Annotated in this window: 17 protein-coding genes; 8 read left to right on the top strand and 9 right to left on the bottom strand. The window is 66.2% G+C overall.

Annotated elements, in window-relative coordinates; translation table 11 throughout:
* Positions 1–46 precede the first annotated feature (46 nt).
* Positions 47–778, bottom strand: coding sequence for a FadR/GntR family transcriptional regulator (locus VP06_RS34755; RefSeq protein WP_082167318.1), 732 nt, complete (start codon positions 776–778; stop codon positions 47–49).
* Between the two features lie 1,169 nt (positions 779–1,947).
* Positions 1,948–2,913, bottom strand: a complete 966-nt coding sequence (locus VP06_RS10145) for a GlxA family transcriptional regulator (protein WP_048463648.1) — start codon at positions 2,911–2,913, stop codon at positions 1,948–1,950.
* Positions 2,914–3,031: 118 nt separating this feature from the next.
* On the opposite strand from VP06_RS10145, the gene VP06_RS10140 reads away from it, so the two are divergent.
* Positions 3,032–3,709, top strand: coding sequence for an HD domain-containing protein (locus VP06_RS10140; RefSeq protein ID WP_048463647.1), 678 nt, complete (start codon positions 3,032–3,034; stop codon positions 3,707–3,709).
* Between the two features lie 128 nt (positions 3,710–3,837).
* Here the strand turns inward: VP06_RS10140 and VP06_RS10135 are convergent, their stop codons facing one another.
* Positions 3,838–4,857: a LysR family transcriptional regulator gene (locus VP06_RS10135; protein ID WP_048463646.1), complete on the bottom strand. Its 1,020-nt coding sequence runs from the start codon at positions 4,855–4,857 to the stop codon at positions 3,838–3,840.
* A 224-nt stretch (positions 4,858–5,081) separates the two neighbouring features.
* Between VP06_RS10135 and VP06_RS10130 the strand changes: the two genes are divergently transcribed.
* Genes VP06_RS10130 through VP06_RS38035 form a run of 4 tightly spaced genes read left to right on the top strand, consistent with a single transcriptional unit; the run spans position 5,082 to position 7,521 of the window.
* On the top strand, positions 5,082–6,209 hold the full coding sequence (locus VP06_RS10130) for an ABC transporter substrate-binding protein (RefSeq protein ID WP_245291126.1): 1,128 nt from the start codon (positions 5,082–5,084) through the stop codon (positions 6,207–6,209).
* Between the two features lie 2 nt (positions 6,210–6,211).
* Positions 6,212–6,934, top strand: a complete 723-nt coding sequence (locus VP06_RS10125; protein WP_048463645.1) for a nitroreductase — start codon at positions 6,212–6,214, stop codon at positions 6,932–6,934.
* Between the two features lies 1 nt (position 6,935).
* The gene (locus VP06_RS38040) at positions 6,936–7,283 is read left to right on the top strand and encodes a 4-hydroxylaminobenzoate lyase (RefSeq protein ID WP_245291125.1); all 348 of its coding nucleotides are present in this window, start codon (positions 6,936–6,938) and stop codon (positions 7,281–7,283) included.
* Complete coding sequence (locus VP06_RS38035; protein ID WP_245291124.1) at positions 7,225–7,521, top strand: 4-hydroxylaminobenzoate lyase; 297 nt, start codon at positions 7,225–7,227, stop codon at positions 7,519–7,521. Before VP06_RS38040 ends, VP06_RS38035 begins: the two co-directional genes overlap by 59 nt.
* 166 nt (positions 7,522–7,687) lie before the next feature.
* On the opposite strand, the gene VP06_RS10115 is transcribed toward VP06_RS38035, so the two are convergent.
* A complete protein-coding gene (locus VP06_RS10115) occupies positions 7,688–8,683 on the bottom strand; it encodes a LysR family transcriptional regulator (protein WP_245291123.1) in 996 nt (331 codons plus the stop codon).
* Between VP06_RS10115 and VP06_RS10110 the strand changes: the two genes are divergently transcribed.
* The 3 genes from VP06_RS10110 (at position 8,652) to VP06_RS10100 (ending at position 12,761) form a co-directional block, all read left to right on the top strand.
* A complete protein-coding gene (locus VP06_RS10110; protein ID WP_048463643.1) occupies positions 8,652–9,362 on the top strand; it encodes an SDR family NAD(P)-dependent oxidoreductase in 711 nt (236 codons plus the stop codon). The two genes, VP06_RS10115 and VP06_RS10110, sit on opposite strands and share 32 nt — an antisense overlap.
* A 505-nt stretch (positions 9,363–9,867) precedes the next feature.
* Entirely contained in the window at positions 9,868–10,497 is a 630-nt protein-coding gene (locus VP06_RS10105; protein ID WP_048463642.1) for a tyrosine-type recombinase/integrase, read from the top strand.
* Positions 10,498–11,570: 1,073 nt separating this feature from the next.
* Positions 11,571–12,761: a PP2C family protein-serine/threonine phosphatase gene (locus VP06_RS10100; RefSeq protein WP_053081673.1), complete on the top strand. Its 1,191-nt coding sequence runs from the start codon at positions 11,571–11,573 to the stop codon at positions 12,759–12,761.
* Between the two features lie 21 nt (positions 12,762–12,782).
* On the opposite strand, the gene VP06_RS10095 is transcribed toward VP06_RS10100, so the two are convergent.
* The 5 genes from VP06_RS10095 to VP06_RS10075 all read right to left on the bottom strand — a co-directional run bounded on the left by VP06_RS10095 (position 12,783) and on the right by VP06_RS10075 (position 16,947).
* On the bottom strand, positions 12,783–13,148 hold the full coding sequence (locus tag VP06_RS10095; protein ID WP_048463641.1) for a response regulator: 366 nt from the start codon (positions 13,146–13,148) through the stop codon (positions 12,783–12,785).
* 11 nt (positions 13,149–13,159) lie between these two features.
* A complete protein-coding gene (locus VP06_RS10090; RefSeq protein WP_053081671.1) occupies positions 13,160–15,511 on the bottom strand; it encodes a PAS domain-containing hybrid sensor histidine kinase/response regulator in 2,352 nt (783 codons plus the stop codon).
* 2 nt (positions 15,512–15,513) lie between these two features.
* Positions 15,514–15,846: an STAS domain-containing protein gene (locus tag VP06_RS10085; RefSeq protein WP_053081669.1), complete on the bottom strand. Its 333-nt coding sequence runs from the start codon at positions 15,844–15,846 to the stop codon at positions 15,514–15,516.
* Positions 15,847–15,975: 129 nt separating this feature from the next.
* Positions 15,976–16,404, bottom strand: a complete 429-nt coding sequence (locus VP06_RS10080; RefSeq protein WP_048463639.1) for an ATP-binding protein — start codon at positions 16,402–16,404, stop codon at positions 15,976–15,978.
* A gap of 195 nt (positions 16,405–16,599) precedes the next feature.
* Entirely contained in the window at positions 16,600–16,947 is a 348-nt protein-coding gene (locus VP06_RS10075) for a hypothetical protein (RefSeq protein WP_156295528.1), read from the bottom strand.
* Between the last annotated feature and the right edge of the window lie 12 nt (positions 16,948–16,959).

Genomic DNA, 16,959 nt, shown 5'->3' with positions numbered 1-16,959 from the left:
CAAAGATCTACAGCAACATCCGATATCAACGCGAGCGGCCAGGTCTTCAGCGTGCTCTCTTCCGCTGCTCGAGCCTGTCGCCCGTGAACGCCAGAACCTGTTTCATCGCTATCCGTGCACCATCCGGGTCTCTCTCGCGAATGGCGCGTGCAGCCGTCGCATGGTTCGGAAGATTTTCCTCGAACCAGCCTGAAGTACCTACCGCCACGAAGAACACTGCGCTGAGAATTGCATTGATGGCACCGCTGAACCCCTGAAGCACAGGATTGTGTGTGGCGTGCAGGATCGCGAGGTGGAAGGCCTTATCGGCAGCGGTCGCGCTCTTGGAATCATGCGACGTTTCCATTGCGGCGAGAGCGGCGTCGATTCTCTGAAGGTCGCTCTCTGACCCTCGTTCCGCAGCGAGTGCTGCGGCTTCAGGTTCGATGATCGATCGAACCTCTTGTATGGCGAGCAACAGGTTCAGATCTGCAGATGGTCGTTCGACCAACCATCCGAGCACATCCCGATCCAGCAGGCTCCAGTTCTCGACCGAGAGGACGCGCGTGCCATGACGAGGCCGCACTTCAATCAGGCCCTTTGCGGCTAAAATCTTAACAGCCTCCCGAATAACGCCTCGACTGACATCGAAGCGCTGTTCGAGTTCCGGCTCAGGTGCAACCAATGCGCCTATAGGTGTGATGCCTTGAACGATCTCACGACCGAGTAGTGCGACCACGTGGTCAATTCGGCGGGGCTTCGTTCGACGAGCGAAAGATTCCAATTGCGCATCGTTCAAGAGCGCCCTCCCGAAGCAGGTGAACGTCCGTCACCCTTGCCTCTTTCGTGAGATGTTAAACATCGGATGTTCAGTGTCAACTCACCTCGCTGCATCAATCATGAAAAATGTTTCGCCTACGATCGCCTATTTACCAAGTGGTAGAGTGATATGTTATGAATATGATTGAATTTATGATGTTTTTCTGCCTCTGATTACGTTGATAATTTTTCATCTCCCGTCGATTTGTCGCTTTTTATTTTGGGTCGGCATGCACTTGCAAATTATGATTGGAACAAGCACCTTGTTGTACTTGTACGTCACGTCATGATGTCGCAAAAAAAGATATGTGATTTTGTTAGCGCAAATGACCATCTGCAAGCTGTTATGACAAATATATCCTAATTATTGAAGTAATAATTCTGCGATAATTGGTTAAAACTCGATGTAAACTCATAGAAATGCTGCACCTAAATCGAATTCGAGTGCACGCATCAAGCCGATATATGATCTATTTTCCGGCATGGCGATGATCGCAACAGCCTGATCAGTCCATCATCGATAATTCCGTTATACCCCGCGCCTTCGCATGGGCGCCGACGCCCGTCCGGCTCGCCTCGCGCTTTCGAACACGTCTGTTCGAGGGCGCGACGGTATAATGATTGCGTTGCCCGGAAGCGGACTCTCCCACGGCCCGAGAACGAGCAGGAACGGCGGTCCGACACCGACTGATCCAATGTTGGCTCATGGCGCATAGTCTAATTCGGTGATTGGAGAGTATTTCTCGATAACAAGATGCCGCCATGCCGTTCAATGAAAAAGGTCGCTGCCTCGATGTTGGCTGGCCGCTCAACGGCCATGAAGCTTGTGGAAGTCCTGGCAGATCATCGCTGTCCCTGGCGCGCGAGGCCAGCCAGGGCATCCCTTCCGCTGCAGCGCTCATCGACGAGACACTCAGCGGAGACTTCCGAGGCTTCGGTACTGCCATGATCATGCGTGTGCCCGACGATGTCGAGGAGGTCCAAGCACGCGGCTCCCAGGGGGCAGATCGCCCCTGTGCCCCGCGCAGGGAGGGCGGGCGAACTGATGTGCCAGGAGCGTCGAACAGCACACGTTCGAGGGTCCGCCAGCTGCCGGGCTGCTGCTGCATCGACCCGGCGGTCCGGGGCCCCACGGGACTGGAATCCAGGTCAGCCCCCTGCATGCCGACGCCGGTACTCGGCCGGCGTCGTGCCGACCCGGCGCATGAACGCGCGCCGCAGCGTGTCGGCGTCGCGGAAGCCGCAGGCGCCCGAGATCTGCTTCAGGGCGGCATCCCCGGTTTCGAGACGATGCCGGACGGCGTCGATCCGGACGGTCTCCACGTAAGCGGCGGGCGTGAGCCCTGTCTCGACCCGGAACAGGCGCGCGAAATGGCGGGGGCTCATCCCGGCTCGCTCGGCCAGACGATCGACGCCGTGATCCTCTGCGGGATGGGCCGCCACCCAGCGCTGCACCTCCTGCAGGACCGAGCGGCCGGCCGGGGCGCTGACGCCGCGGCGGCTGAACTGCATCTGACCGCCGCCGCGCTTGAAGAACATGACGAGCTGGGCCGCGACCCGGCGTGCGATCTCGGCGCCCAGATCCTCCTCCACGAGCGCCAGGGCGAGGTCGAGTCCGGCCGTGACGCCGGCCGCGGTGCGCAACGGCCCGTCGAACAGGCAGATCGCGTCGGGCTCGACGATGGCGTCGGGGTACCGCTCGGCCAGCGCCTCCGCCACAGCCCAATGCGTCGTGACGCGGCGACGGCCCAGCAGACCGGCCTGCCCGAGAAGGAAGGCGCCGCTGCAGACCGAACCGTAGCGCCGGCAATGCGCCGCGGCCCGGCCGAGCCACTCCAGGAGGTCGGCCCGAACATCGAGGTCCTGGATTCGGGGCGCGCCCGCGACGAGAAGCGTCTCGAAGCGCGTCGGATCGTCCTCGGGCGCGACCAGATCCGCGACCAGGCCGCGCCCGGACGACGTGACGATGGGACCAGGCTCCGTCCCGACGACGGCGAGGTCGTAGACGTCCAGGCCGCTCTGGGCGTTCGCCTCGGCGAAGACGTCGAGCGGGCCGGCCACGTCGAGGAGCTGGACACCCGGAAAGGCGAGGACGGCGACGGATCGGGGGGCCATGCGGGTTTCCGTGGCTGAGGATGCGCGCACGATGGCAGAAATCGTCGTGACACGGCGATTGATGACATAGGCGGTGCCCGTTAGCTCATCGGGAGGCTCAGCGCAAAGGAGACGCGCCATGACCATCCCCTCCGAGGCTGCCATTCCCGATACGGCCCTCGCCAAGGCGATCACCGAATTCGTCCGCGACACCGAGACGAACCTGCTCTTCAACCATTCGAGCCGGGTCTACCAGTTCGGGGTGCTCGCCGGCCTCCATCGCGGCCTGACCTTCGACCGCGAGCTGCTCTATGCCGGCGCCATGTTCCACGACGTCGGCCTGATGCCGAATCATAGCAGCGCGACGGAGCGCTTCGAGGTGGACGGCGCCAACGCCGCCCGTGACTTTCTGAAGTCGCACGGCGTGCCGGAGGCGGACGTCTACACGGTCTGGACGGCTATCGCGCTCCACACCACGCCCGGCATCCCGGTCTACATGCACCCGGTGGTCGCCCTGGTCACGGCTGGCGTCGAGATGGACGTGCTCGGATTGACCTACGGCGAGTATTCCGACGCGGAGCGCGAGGCGGTCGTCTCGGCCTATCCTCGCACGCCGGGCTTCAAGGAGGAGATCATCCAGGCCTTCTACGACGGCATCAAGCACAAGCCCGTCACCACCTTCGGCAACGTGAAGGCCGACGTGATCGCCGACAAGGAGCCGGACTTCCGCCGAGGGAACTTCTGCAGCGTGATCCGCGCGTCCCGCTGGCCCGGCGGCACGCATGCGCCGGGTTGCGGATGCGGGAACCACGACTGATCCGCCGGCCGGACGACAGCATCCGGAGATCGGTGCTGTCGCGCTGCGGACCGGCTGCAGGCACGAGCGGGTCGGCCCGTGCCGGCGACCTCGGCTTCGCATTATCGCCGTCCGGAAGACTTCGGCGATCAGTGCCGGTCATCCCCGACGATGTCGGCAACGCCTCGACTGGCGCGGAAAAGGACCTCCCGAAGCCAGCTATGGGCCGGATCCTGGGTCCACCGCTCGTGCCAGACCATCTGCACAGTCACTGGACGCGGGGTCCAGGGTGGCGTGGATGCGCGTGCCACGCCGGCTGCCTCGAAGCCTCGCGCCAGCGAGGCCGGGACGATCGCCACGCGGCGCGACTGCGCGATGAGGCTCGGCACCGCCAGGAAATGCGGCTGGAGGACAGAGAGGCGAGGCGCCAGGCCCGCCGACTTGAACGCCTGATTTAGGGCGTCGCGGTCGAACATCTCGGTCTGCCGCGTCAGGCCGCGCTCCGAGAGGTGTCCGTCCGGCACGCCGTCCTCGCTCCCGCCGACGGTGACGACCACCAGCGGGTCGCGGGCCAGCGTGCGGATATCAATCGCGCCTCCCGCGTCCGGATGATCGGGCGCAGTGACGAGGACATCGCGGTCCTCGAACAGGGTCCGGGCGTGGAGGCGATGCGGGATCTGCGAGAACAAGCCGACGGCGATGTCGATCTGCCCGAGATCGACCTGCATGGTCAGGTCGATCCGCGTCGCGGGCCGGATCAGGATGGACGCCAGCGGCGCCTCCGTCTCAACAATCCCGACCAGGGAAGGGGCGACGACGGCCGTGACGTGATCGGTCGCGGCCAGCCGGAACTGCCGCGTCGAACTCGTCGGGTCGAAGCATTGCGGGCCGATCGCCCTTTCGATCGCCGTGAGTGCGTCGCGCACCTGCACGGCGATGGCCAGCGCGCGCGGGGTCGGCTCCATGCCCTGCGCCGTCCGTACGAAGAGGTCGTCGCCGATCAGCGTCCGCAGGCGACGCAGGCCATGGCTCACTGCCGACTGGCTCAAGCCTAGGGACTGCCCGGCCCGCGCGACATGACGCTCGCGCATCACCGCGTCGAAGAGCCGGATAAGGTTCAGGTCGAGCCGGTTCAGGATGCTCGCCCGCGTCCCGGCATTCCTTGCCATGACCGCCCCCTCGTTCCGCGCGATGAATGCCAGTCATAATGAGATTGGCGAACTTGCACTTCCGCAAGAGCCACCCGGCCGGGCATCGTTCCTCATCCTCGAAGGGAACGTGCCATGCCGGTTGCACTCGCCCATGCCCGACGCCTTCTGAAGGGGGGATCGCTGGCCCTCACGGGCCTCTGGCTCGCCCTCTCCCCGGCCACCGCGCAGGGGGCGGACCACCGGTGAAGATCGGGGTCCTCACCGACCTCTCGTCGCTCTACGCGGACAATGGCGGCAGCGGCTCGGTCGTTGCCGCGCGCATGGCGGTCGAGGATTTTGGTGGCCGCGTCCTCGGGCGTCCGATCGAGGTGGTCTCCGCCGACCACCAGAACAAGACGGATGTCGGCGCAGCCCTCGCGCGCCGCTGGCTCGATGCGGACGACGTCAAGGTCATCGTCGACGTGCCCAACTCCGCCATCGCGCTCGCGGTGCAGGACATCGCCCGCGAGCGCGGCCGGATCTTCCTGGCCTCGGGGGCGGCGACCTCGCGGCTCACCGGAGAGGCCTGCTCGCCCACCGGCATCCACTGGACCTACGACACCTACGCGCTCGCCCAAGGAACCGCGCGTGCGGTCACCCGGCGGGGCGGGAAATCCTGGTACTTCGTCACGGCCGACTACGCGCTCGGCACGCAGCTCGAGGAGGACAGCCGGCGCGTGATCCAGGCGGCGGGCGGTCGCGTGCTCGGCTCGGTGCGCCATCCGATCGGGAGCGCGGACTTCTCCTCCTACCTCCTGCAAGCGCAAGGGTCGGGGGCGCAGGTCGTCGGGCTGGCGGATGCGGGCGGCGACCTCATCCTGGCGCTCAAGCAGGCGGCCGAGTTCGGGATCGTGCAATCGGGCCAGACCCTGGCCGGCCTCCTCGTCTTCATCGCCGATATCCACGGCCTCGGCCTAGCAGCGGCGCAAGGGTTGATCCTGAGCACTGCCTTCTACTGGGACCTGAACGACGAGACCCGGGCCTGGTCGCAGCGCTTCGTCGCGCGCACCAACAAGGTGCCGACGATGATCCATGCCGGCACCTACGGCGCGGTCACGCACTACCTCAAGGCGATGGCCGCCGCGAACACGGATGACGGCCCGACCGTTGCGGCGCAGATGCGCCGGATGCCGGTCAACGATTTTATGACCCGCGACGGCCGCATCCGCGAGGACGGGCGTCTCGTGCGCGACATTCACCTAATGCAGGTCAAGGTGCCGTCCGAGAGCAAGGGACGCTTCGACTACTACAAGCTACTGGAGACGATCCCGGGCGAGGAAGCGTTCCGGCCGCTCTCGGCCGGCAACTGCCCGCTGATCAAGCGGGGGTGAGCATGACGGATCCCGATTTCGTCCAGGCGTTCGACGGCGTGATGAAGGGCCGCTACGCCAACCGCTTCTTCATCGACAGGCCCGTCCCCCACGAGACCGTCCGCGCCATCCTGGAGGCCGCACGCTACGCGCCGAGTGGTGCCAACACCCAGCCCTGGCGGGTCCACGCCCTGGCCGGCGCTGCGAAGGCTCGGATCTGCGCCGACATCCTGGCCGCCCACGATCGGGAGGCCGCGCAGCACGCCTCGGAGTACACCTACTACGCGCCGGACCTTCCCGACCGGTACCAGGGCCGCAAGCAGGAATTCGGCCGGGTGTTCTACGGCGCGCTCGGCATCGCCCAGGACGACGCCGCCGGACGCGCTTCGCAGACCGCCAAGAACTATGCGTTCTTCGGTGCGTCGGTCGGCCTGATCGTGACGATCGACCGGCGCCTGGAGACAGGCAGCTGGCTCGATCTCGGCATGTTCCTGCAGAACGTGATGCTGGCCGCCAAGGTGCGCGGGCTCGACACCTGCCCGCAGGAGACGCTGGCGAAGTACCACCGCGTGCTGCGCCGCCACCTGCCCATCGCGCCTCAGGACATCGTCGTGTGCGGTATGGCGCTCGGGTTCTGCGACACCGCGGCGGCGTCGCGCCGCGGGGTGATGGAGCGCGCGCCGGTCGAGGCGTTCGCGAGCTTCCACGGTTTCGAGGCGCCGCCGGCGCGTGACACGGGAGAGTGAGATGGACGGACGCGAGCAGCTGATCGAGCGGAGCATCCCCTTCCTCGACGAGGTCAAGAACATGACCGCGGGCCCGGAGGTGGAACGCTGGCTCAACGAGACCTACGGACCCGGCAGCGCCCTCTACGAGGACCTGTCCCGGCTCATCAAGCAGGGGGTCGAGGAGGGCTGGGCGGCCAACATCGAGGTCGGCGGCCGGCGCTACCGCCGCAGCCGGCTGTGCGACCCGACCGAGCGGACGCTGAACTTCAGCATCACCGCCGTCTACATGGACAGCCAAAGGCGGCCGGATGGTCATCGACGACCACGACGACGAGCCCGGCGATGCGCAGGCGAGCTTCCGCGGTGACTACCACGGCCACCCCTACGGCGAGCTGAACATGGTGGTGCCGCTCGACGACACGGCCGTGCTCGCCGGGCCGAGCGGCTGGTGCCACGCCGGCTGGACGGCGCCGGGGCCGGGCAGCCATCACTATCCGGAGGTCAAGGGCGGCGCGATCATCGCCCTGTTCTTTCTGCCTGCCGGACGCATCTCCTACGACGTGAAGCCGCCCGTCGACGCGGAGACGCAGCCGGTTCAGCCATAAGGGAAGGCGGCGCTCGCGGGCTCACATCCGGCGCGAGCCCGCGCCCTCGACATCGGTCGATCCGGCTGCTCCGCCAGCGCCTGGAGAGCCGGATCGATACGCGTGCACCAAGAACATATTCGAATTTATCCGTGGATTGTGCCTACCGCGATTATAATATCTATATTTAATTGAATATATCTGATTCTTGCTGAAATATTGCAACGATTTCATCTAAGGCGACGCGTATCGTTCGATCGTCCCTATCGCGCCTGCGGGTCAGCAGAAAGATGTCCTTGCTCGCAGGTACCGGTCCCAGATCGCAGATCCTCAGGAGCGGGTCGCTGCGGCCGATGTAATGCGGCAGGAGCGCCAGTCCGGCGCCCGATCGCGCGGCCATCGACTGCGCGAATTGGTCGGCCACGCGAAAGGCGAGCCGCCCGCGCGGGAAGTGTCGCGCCATCCAGGTTGCCTCGGGCAGATAGGCATCCGCTTCGTCGAACCCGATGAAGACCGGATCCGCTCCCGCCTCGACCGACCGGCAGGCGTCATCCGTTCCATAGAACCCGTACCCGGCCGTCACGAGCGGTCGTGCGAGAACATCGCCGTCCTCGGGCTTCCCGAAGCGGATGGCGACGTCCGCCTCGTGCCGCTCCAAGCTGACCGAACGGTGATCGGCCGCCAGTTCGATGTCGATCTTCGAATGCCGCGATACCACCGTCGCGAGGCGCGACGTGAGAAAGCCGCTCGACAAGGCGGGCGGCGCGTTGATGCGGACCAGGCCGCTGGGCGCGCCGCCCATCAGGCCGCGGCCGAGGATCCGGGCGGCCTGCTCCATGACGCTCGCGGCTTCGAGAGCCTGCGCTCCGGCCGGCGTCAAGACGTAGCCGTCGGCCCGTCGCTCGACGAGCTTTTCGCCCACGCTCTCCTCGAGGGAGTGGAGCCTCCGCGCGATCGTTCCGTGGTTCACGGACAACGTCCGGGCGGCGGCGGACAAGCTGCCGTGCCGCGCGAGGGCCAGGAAGATCCGCACGTCCTGCCAGTCGATCTCTGTGCGTTTTTTATCAGCCATTGATCGAAAATAGCGAATTTTTTCGCTCGCGACAGCGCCGTACAGGCTGGCCACCTGACAGACAGAAAGCGGTTCAGCGATGTCGGATATCAGAAAGGTCGCGATCGTCACCGGCGCCTCGCAGGGGCTCGGCGAAGGCATCGTGCGAGGCTTCCGTGCCCGCGGCTACGGCGTGGTCGCCACCTCGCGCAAGATCCAGCCGTCGGTCGATCCGGACGTGGTGGCGGTCGCCGGTGACATCGGCGATTCCGACACCGGCAAGCGCATCGTCGCGGCAGCCCTCGAAAAGTTCGGCCGCATCGACACGCTCGTGAACAATGCGGGCATCTTCATCGGCAAGTCCTTCACCGACTACACCGAGGAGGACTACCGGCTGAAGCTGCGGACCAACCTCGACGGATTTTTCTTCACGACGCAGCAGGTCGTTCCGGTGATGCTCAAGCAGGGCGGCGGGCACCTCATCCAGATCACGGCCTCGACCGCCGAATTCGCCAGCTCGCGCGCCCCGGCCATCATCGCGATGCTGACGAAGGGCGGCCTGAACTCGGCCACTCGCGCCCTCGCGATCGAATACGCGAAGCAGGGCATCCGGGCGAACGCGGTCGCCCCCGGTGTGATCATGACGCCGATGCACGACCCGGCACACTCAGAAGCCCTGGCGGCCTTCCACCCGATGAACCGCGTGGGCACGGTCGAGGACATCGTCCGCGCCGTGTTGTACCTCGAAGATGCCGCCTTCTCGACTGGCGAGATTATGCACGTCGACGGTGGCTTGATCGCCGGTCGCTGATACGATCTGGCGAGAGCGTCCCGCGGTGCTCTCCCGACTGAGGTGCGCGCCGGCGACTTCTCTCGCTCTCGTTCAGCAGGACATGGTTATCGCTAACTTTGAAGGGCTAATATCGAGCGTCGAGCGAACTTTCAGGCAGCCTTTGTTGAAGATTCGAAAGTGGCGCATACTGAAAAGACGGCATACTAGCCGAGGACACGGTCAATATTTCAGTCGGCAGCCGCCTGCATGTCCGTTGAAGACATAGTTATAGTAAGCCGACGCATGGTTACGTACCTGCACATAGTTGCGGGCGTACCCGCGGAGCGGAAGGGGAGGGGCCTGGGCGGTCGGTCAACGGCGGCAAAAGTGCAGTCGCCTTCATCGGTGCACTATCGGGTCTAAGGTGCCGTATCAGCTTCCACGGCTCTCTTGTCGGCTGTCACAGAACCATACCGCCATCAGAGTTTGGCTTAACGGCATCGGCAGACGTCTCCTGACTTGCTCCTCAACTCAGGAGCTTGTCATGCAGGAAACCTCAACCATTCCGTCTACCACGCGTGTTCCTTGGAACCGTGGCCGTATTGTCGGACCGAAACCACCCCTGAAGCCCAAGCACATCTGGGCCTTGCGAACCCGCCTGCAGCTCGCCAAACGCACGCGAGACCTCGCCCTCTTCAAACTTGCCGTCGATAGCAAGCTGCGTGGGTGCGATCTCGTTCGCCTGCGCGTAAGCGACGTTCACCTCGGCGATGCGGTGCGCCTTCGAGCGACCGTGTGCCAGCAGAAGACCGGAAGACCGGTGCCCTTCGAGATCACCGAGCCGACACGCGAGGCGCTCGCGGATTGGCTGGCTTCGCGCAGCTTACGGCCGGGCGACTGGCTGTTCCCGAGCCGCTCTCGGCGTGGTCAGCACCTCACGACGCGACACTACGGTCGACTGGTTGACCAGTGGGTCGCCTTGATCGGCCTGGACCCCGCAGCCTACGGCACGCACAGCCTACGGCGAACGAAGGTCGCACTTGTCTACAAACGGACTGGCAACATCCGTGCCTGCCAACTGCTGCTTGGCCACACCAAGCTGGAGAGCACGGTGCGCTACCTCGGCATCGAAGTCGATGACGCGCTGATCCTGTCTGAGCAGACGGAGATATGAGTTGGGCGCCGCGGTCGGATTGACCGCGGCGTATCAACGAGGAGTTTTGCTTCCAGGGTTCAAAATGACCCTCTCCGGACATTCCACCCTCCGGATGCACATGTCCGCTAGTGAGGAAGAAGCGGGCCTGCCAATGGCATCGAATGACAATAGCAGGTCCGGTCAAATTGGCGACAACTTGCAGCTGTGGCTCGCTGCCTATCGACAGCATGCACTGAGTGTCTTGCAGAGAGGTCAAATTCTTTGCCGCATCTGATGCAAGAGCATCATCGCTGAGAGAAACATGAATTGCGTCTCGAAAAATACCCCTGCTGCCGATGCAACATGGCGTTGGAGCAAGGCAGCCGCCGCGCTCGCCGTACGGTAACGGGCGTTTGCGGCGCCTCGTCCGGGGAGTTATCACAGGTCCCAACCGTCGTGGAGGGGTTGATAGTGGGATTGTCGTTGAAGATTCTCCCAATAATCGTCAGTTCGACTTTCTGCTCGTCACCGCCACCACCAGGGTGGCCTCAATGTGACGACTAAGATGTCATTCATCATGACGCCGTGAGTCGACTGCAAATACTGACTGACGACAAGAAATTTGAACTCACTGTCTGATATACGATAGATCAACTTCACTGCACCAAATTTCGTGCCAGCGCTGTCCATTTAGGTGAGTATGGATGTGGTCGCCATGGGCATTGCAGCACTCTCGGTCGCTGTCAGACTCCCGCTCGGCTACCTGAAGCTTGCAACGCCGTTCCATACCACTCAGACGCTGGTCGGATTGGGATCGGCGAAGGGTCTGCGGCCGTTTCGAAAAACAGTAGCTCCGGAGCTCGCTGGTCTGGCGGAGCTGCCGGTGGTGATGCCAGTGGCCAAATGGATCGGCGCCCACGGCCCTGTCGGGCCACAGAAATTCCGGACATTCTTTGTCTCGCTGTCGGCTCGGGGCTGTCAGAGCGGCAGCTCTCGTGCAAAGTCGGGGTAGCGCTAGAGTTCGAGTTGGATATCCCGTCCTTGGGCCTAGCGGAGGGGCGACCGGCGAACATCTTGGCCGTCCTGAAAGCGCAAGATGTGAGGAGACAACGTTGCATCAGCCTCCCGGCGCCCGTATCCTCGTGGTCGACGACAATCCCGACAACCGCGACATGCTCGCGCGTCGAGTTCGACGCATCGGCCCGCACCGCATCGACATGGCGGAGGACGGGCTCGACGCGCTCGCGCAAATTGGCGCGGCCCTGGAGGCCGGCGACGGCCACGACGTCGTGATGCTCGACGTGATGATGCCGCGGATGAACGGGGTCGAGGTGCTCGAGGCGGTCACGGCGCGGGGATGGGCCCGGAAGGTCTCGATCATCATGATCTCCGCCGCGACCGAGATCGAGACGGTGGTGCGCTGCATTGAGCTCGGCGCCGAGGACTACCTGCCAAAGCCGTTCAACCCCGTGCTGCTGCGCGCCCGTCTGAACGCCGTGCTGGAGAAGAAGCACCTCCGCGACGCGCTGGACCGGCAGCTCGAGCGATTGGAGAACGAGCTGGCGGAAGCCCGCCGCCAGCAGCTCAGCATGGTCCCGGACGAGTTTCCCGTCGCGGGCCCTGGCCAACCCTTCGCCGTCCACGCGGTCATGCATCCGGCCCGGGAGGTGGGCGGCGACTTCTATGACTGCTTCGCGTGCGGCCCGGACCTCACCTGCCTCGCCATCGGGGACGTCTCCGACAAGGGCGTCCCGGCCGCCCTGTTCATGGCGCGGACCCGCAGCCTACTTCGCGCCGCCGCGCTCCACCACGCCGACCTCACGGGGGCGGCGCCGACGCCCTCGGACCTCGCGGCGATCCTCAATGAGGAGTTGTGCAAGAACAATCCGGCCGGCATGTTCGTGACCCTGATCCTCGGCTTCCTCGACGGGGCCAGCGGGCGCTTCGCCTTCGTCAATGCGGGGCATCCGCGGCCCTTCCTGCTCCGTGCCGGCGCGCCAGCGCAGGAGGTAGCGACGCGGCCCGCGCCGCCCCTAGGGATCGCACCGGGCCTCCGGTACGTCGACCACACGGTCGTGCTGGAGCCCAGCACCTGCCTCGTCGCGATCACCGATGGGCTCACCGACATGCTGGACGCCCAGGGGGAGGAGTACGGCGCGGCCCGGGTGGTACGGGACCTCGAGGAGGCAACCGACCTCGATCCCGCCGCGATCACCCGGATGCTGGCGGCGAAGGTCCGGGATTTCGCCGCCGATGTCGCGCCCGCCGACGATGTGACGGTTCTGGCCGTCCGCTACGGCTGACGGCGCCGCCCGAGCCGCGGCTCAGCGCGCCAGCTGGGCCGCGATCTTGCCGAGCAGCCGGGCGATCTCCACCGGCTTGGTATCGTAGTCGTCGCAGCCGGCCTCCAGCGCCCGCTGCAGGTCGCCGATCATCGCGTGCGAGGTCAGCGCAATGATGCGCAGGTCGGCTGTCTGCGGATCCGCCCGCAGGCGCCGGGTTGCCTCCCAGCCGTCGATGATCGGCAGGCTCAGGTCCATCAGGACGATCTCGGGCCGCTGGGCCCGCGCCTTCTCGATCGCCTCCTGGCCGTCATGGGCGAAGGCGACCTCGTGCCCGCTGCGCAGGAGGCGGCGGGACAGCATGTCCCGGTTCAGCTCGTTGTCTTCCACGAGGAGGATGCGCGCCATGGCAAGCCCCGTCAGCCGGACACGGCCCAGGGCCGGACGGAGCGGGGGATGGCGTCCGACAGGGCCTCGGTCAAGTCCTTGCGCCCGCTCCCGGACTTGAGCATCAGGTGCGGCGTTGCCTCCGAGAGGATTTCGCGCTCCTCGTCGGTGAGCGCCTTGGCCGTCAGGATCAGCACAGGGATTTTGCTCCAGTCCGGGTTCTCCCGCAGCGCGCGCAGGAACGCGAAGCCGTCCATCACCGGCATCATCAGGTCGAGGAGGATCAGGCCAGGCGGGCCGTTGCGGGCGAGCCAGTCGAGCGCCTCCGCGCCGTTCGTGGTCATCGCCGCGGTGAGCCCGAGGCGGTCCAGCGTGCGCAGCGCGACGGTGCGGGCGGCCGGGTCGTCCTCGACCACGAGCACCGGCGCCCCATCGGTGATCGCCGTGTGCGCCCGCAGGGCCGCGATCAGCTCCGCCCGCTCGACCGGCTTGTTCAGGACCGCGGCGGCGCCCAGGGTGAAGCCGAGGCCGCGGTCGGCCGCGATGCTGACCAGGACGACCGGGATCCCGGCGAGGAGCGGGTCGGCCTTGAGCGCCCGCAGGACGGTCCAGCCATCGACCTTCGGCATCAGGACGTCGAGGGTGATGGCGTCCGGCCGCTCGCGCCGCGCGATCTCGATCGCCTCCGATCCGGAACTCGCGTACAGGACGCGGTAGTTCTCCCGCAGCAGGTGGGTCCCGATGATGTGGCGGGACGCTTCCTCGTCGTCGGTCACCAGGATCGTCATGGCCGCCTCGCCGGGACGCACGGAGTTCCCCGGGCCCGCAGGGACGTTCGGCGCCGGTGCGGCAGGGGCCGGGGTCTCGTCCAGGACCGCGTCCGGCAGCGAGAGCGTGAAGGTCGAGCCCCGGCCCGGCGCGCTGCGCACCGTGACGTCGCCGCCGAGCAGGCGCGCGAACGAGCGGGTGATTGCGAGCCCGAGGCCGGTGCCACCGTACTTGCGCGTGGTCGAGTTGTCGGCCTGCTGGAAGGCCTGGAACAGGCGGCCGATCTGCGCCGGCGTCATGCCAATGCCGGTGTCCCGGACGGCGAACAGCACGCGGCCGGGATCGCGCCGGATCGACAGCTCGACCTGCCCGCCCTTGCCGAACTTGCAGGCGTTACTGAGGAAGTTGAGGAGGGACTGCTTGAGCTTGGTGACGTCGCTGCGCATCGTTCCGAGATCGGGTGCGCAGCGGATCGTCAGGGCGACCTCGTTGCGCGCGGCCAGCGGCTCGATCATCAGCCGCACGTCCTCGACCAGGGCCGCGATCTCGAAGGTCTCAATGAAGACCTCCATCTTGCCGGCCTCGATCTTCGACAGGTCGAGGATGTCGTTGATCAGGCCGAGGAGATGGACGCCCGCGCCCTCGATTTTCTTGAGGTCGGCCTCCAGGGCGGCATCGCCGCCGTCTTGGGCGTCCTCCTGCAGGATCTGGCTGTAGCCGATGATCGCGTTGAGGGGCGTGCGCAGCTCGTGGCTCATGTTGGCCAGGAACTCGCTCTTGAGCCGGTTGACCTGCTCGGCATCGTTGCGGGCCTGCTCCAACTCGGCCTCACGCCGCTTGGTGGCGGTGATGTCGCTGTAGACCTCCACCATGAAGCCGTCCTGGGTGCGCCGCTCCTTGACGCTGAGCCAGCGGCTGCCCAGCGCCATCTCGAACGACTCCGCCGACTGGTCGCGATGGGCGAGGCGCCGGGCCAGCCACGCCTCCGGCTCCTGGTCGCCGAGGGCGACGAGCCCGCGGGCGATGCATTCCCGCTGGATCTCCTGGAAGGTGATCCCGGGCTTGATCATCTCCTCCATGCCCTCGTGGAAGGTCGCGTAGATCGGGTTGCGGATGAAGAGCCTGTCCTCCAGGTCGAACAGCGCGAAGCCGATCTCGAAGGTCGCGATGGCGTCGACCCGGATCCGGTGCTGGCGGGCGTTCTCGGCGGCGAGCGCCTGCCGCTCCCGCGCCATGTCGCGCAGGTGGGCGAGCGCCCGGATCAGGCCGCCGGCCTCGTCCGTACCGGCGGTGGGAAGGTCAACGTCGAGATCGCCCCGGTTGATGCTCTCCAGGATGTCGAGGGGGCGCCTGATCGTGCGCAGCACCGAGTCGACGATCATCGCGGCCGCTGCGGCAGCGATCGCGATCGCCGCAGCGATCGCCAGGACCGCGACGCCTGTCCCGGCCACGGCGGTCGTCAAGTTGGTCAGGAGGAGGAGGAGGAGTGCCAGCCCGGCAAAGCCGAGCAGGCGCGTGCGGAGGGTGAGGCCATCGAGGGTGGATCGGGCGCGCTGCATCGCCTGGGCCAGCGGGGTCGGGATGACGCTGCGGGAGCCGGCGGGACGGGACTCCACCGTCAGCCTCGCAGGACGGCGAGGGCGTCGCGCCGCGTGTCTCGCAGGGTCAGGAGCGTGTCGAAGCCGCCGATCTCGAACACCTCGCGGATCTGCGGCTGGAGCCCACACAGGGCGAGGCTCTGGCCCGTCTGCTTGGCCCGCTTCGCGGCGAGCAGCATCAGGCGCAGGCCGACGCTGGCGACGTAGGTGAGGCCGCTGAGGTCCAGTACCGCACCGCGTCCGTCGCCGAGCGCGGTCATCACCACCGTCTCGGCCGCCGCCACGGTCGTCCCATCGAGGCGGCCGGCGATCAGCACGATCGGATGGTCGTCCTCGGTTTCGACACTGATCATCACAGATGCTCCGATCGTCGCTCGTTCTCTAAGCAGAGTTGCGCTGCGCAACCCTGCTCGGTTTATTGTTCGCCGCCGAACCGGGGGCCGCTCCAGCGAATGATGCTGAGGCCTTCCCCACCGCCAGCCTCATGAGGGCGGGGGGCGCAGCTCGAGCGTGAGATGGTTCTCGCCAGCGACGCGCCGGTATCGGCCGCCCCGCGTGAGACGGCGCACGAGCGCCACCCCGAGGCCGCCGATCGGTGCCTCGTCGAGCGTCGCGGGTGGCGGCGGGTCCGGGTGGGCCAGGGGATCGAAGGCCCGTCCGCCGTCGGACAGCTCGAGCTGCACCCCGCCCCCGGACGACCGCAGCACGATACCGACCCAGCCCACCTCGTCCGGGCCGTAGCCATGCGTGACCGTGTTCGTGAAGAGTTCTTCGAGGACGAGGTTGAGGTCGTGGGTCTGCCGGGCGCCAAGGCCGGCGGCCTCGGCGAAGGCCTCGACCGCCGCGTTCAGCGTTTCGAGCGCCGCGGGATCGCCCGAGAGGCGCAAGCGATGCTCTACGTCGTGGGCCACGCTTCGCCAGCCGGTTGCGCCGCCGCCGCAGGGGCGGATCGGACGGAGGACGTGTCGCGCCGGGCCGGCGCCTCGATCGGTGCCAACGGACCCCCTCGCGGACAGCCAGCGGCGTCCCCCCCTTCGACGCACGCCTCGCACTGCGGTGCCCGGGCGCCCCCGAGCCATCCAGTCGGCGATGGGTGCCGCCCGCAGTCAGGCCGCCGGCGGGACCGGGCGCAGGAACCTGTAGACGGCGGTGAGCGGCTGCCCGATCGGCATGTCCAGCTGCATGAGTCCCTCGTCGGTATCGAAGCTGGCCGAGCCCTTGAGATTGACGGACCAGCTCTCCTCGGAGACGATTCCGAGCACCGACGGCACGTTGGCGGGCAGCACGACCGTCACGGCGATGTCGACCTTGTCGCCTTCCCCCGGGGTGTAGGAGCCGTCGTAGAGCGCGCCGCCCTCGTCAATGCCGAAGATGCGTCCGCTCTGGAAGACGACCGACCCGGCGCTCTGGCCCGCAACACTCTCGATCACGAGGCCGTACATCCCATCACGCATTTCGAGACTCCC

This window comes from Methylobacterium aquaticum (assembly GCF_001043915.1).
GTDB lineage: Bacteria > Pseudomonadota > Alphaproteobacteria > Rhizobiales > Beijerinckiaceae > Methylobacterium > Methylobacterium aquaticum.
This window is presented reverse-complemented; position numbering and strand designations above follow the sequence as displayed.

Coding starts and splice junctions, on each gene's coding strand:
- VP06_RS10145 (WP_048463648.1), bottom strand. CDS start 2,913: ATGGCCCCCCGATCCGTCGCCGTCCTCGCCTTTCCGGGTGTCCAGCTC.
- VP06_RS10140 (WP_048463647.1), top strand. CDS start 3,032: ATGACCATCCCCTCCGAGGCTGCCATTCCCGATACGGCCCTCGCCAAG.
- VP06_RS10135 (WP_048463646.1), bottom strand. CDS start 4,857: ATGGCAAGGAATGCCGGGACGCGGGCGAGCATCCTGAACCGGCTCGAC.
- VP06_RS10125 (WP_048463645.1), top strand. CDS start 6,212: ATGACGGATCCCGATTTCGTCCAGGCGTTCGACGGCGTGATGAAGGGC.
- VP06_RS38040 (WP_245291125.1), top strand. CDS start 6,936: ATGGACGGACGCGAGCAGCTGATCGAGCGGAGCATCCCCTTCCTCGAC.
- VP06_RS38035 (WP_245291124.1), top strand. CDS start 7,225: ATGGTCATCGACGACCACGACGACGAGCCCGGCGATGCGCAGGCGAGC.
- VP06_RS10110 (WP_048463643.1), top strand. CDS start 8,652: ATGTCGGATATCAGAAAGGTCGCGATCGTCACCGGCGCCTCGCAGGGG.
- VP06_RS10105 (WP_048463642.1), top strand. CDS start 9,868: ATGCAGGAAACCTCAACCATTCCGTCTACCACGCGTGTTCCTTGGAAC.
- VP06_RS10095 (WP_048463641.1), bottom strand. CDS start 13,148: ATGGCGCGCATCCTCCTCGTGGAAGACAACGAGCTGAACCGGGACATG.
- VP06_RS10085 (WP_053081669.1), bottom strand. CDS start 15,846: ATGATCAGTGTCGAAACCGAGGACGACCATCCGATCGTGCTGATCGCC.
- VP06_RS10075 (WP_156295528.1), bottom strand. CDS start 16,947: ATGCGTGATGGGATGTACGGCCTCGTGATCGAGAGTGTTGCGGGCCAG.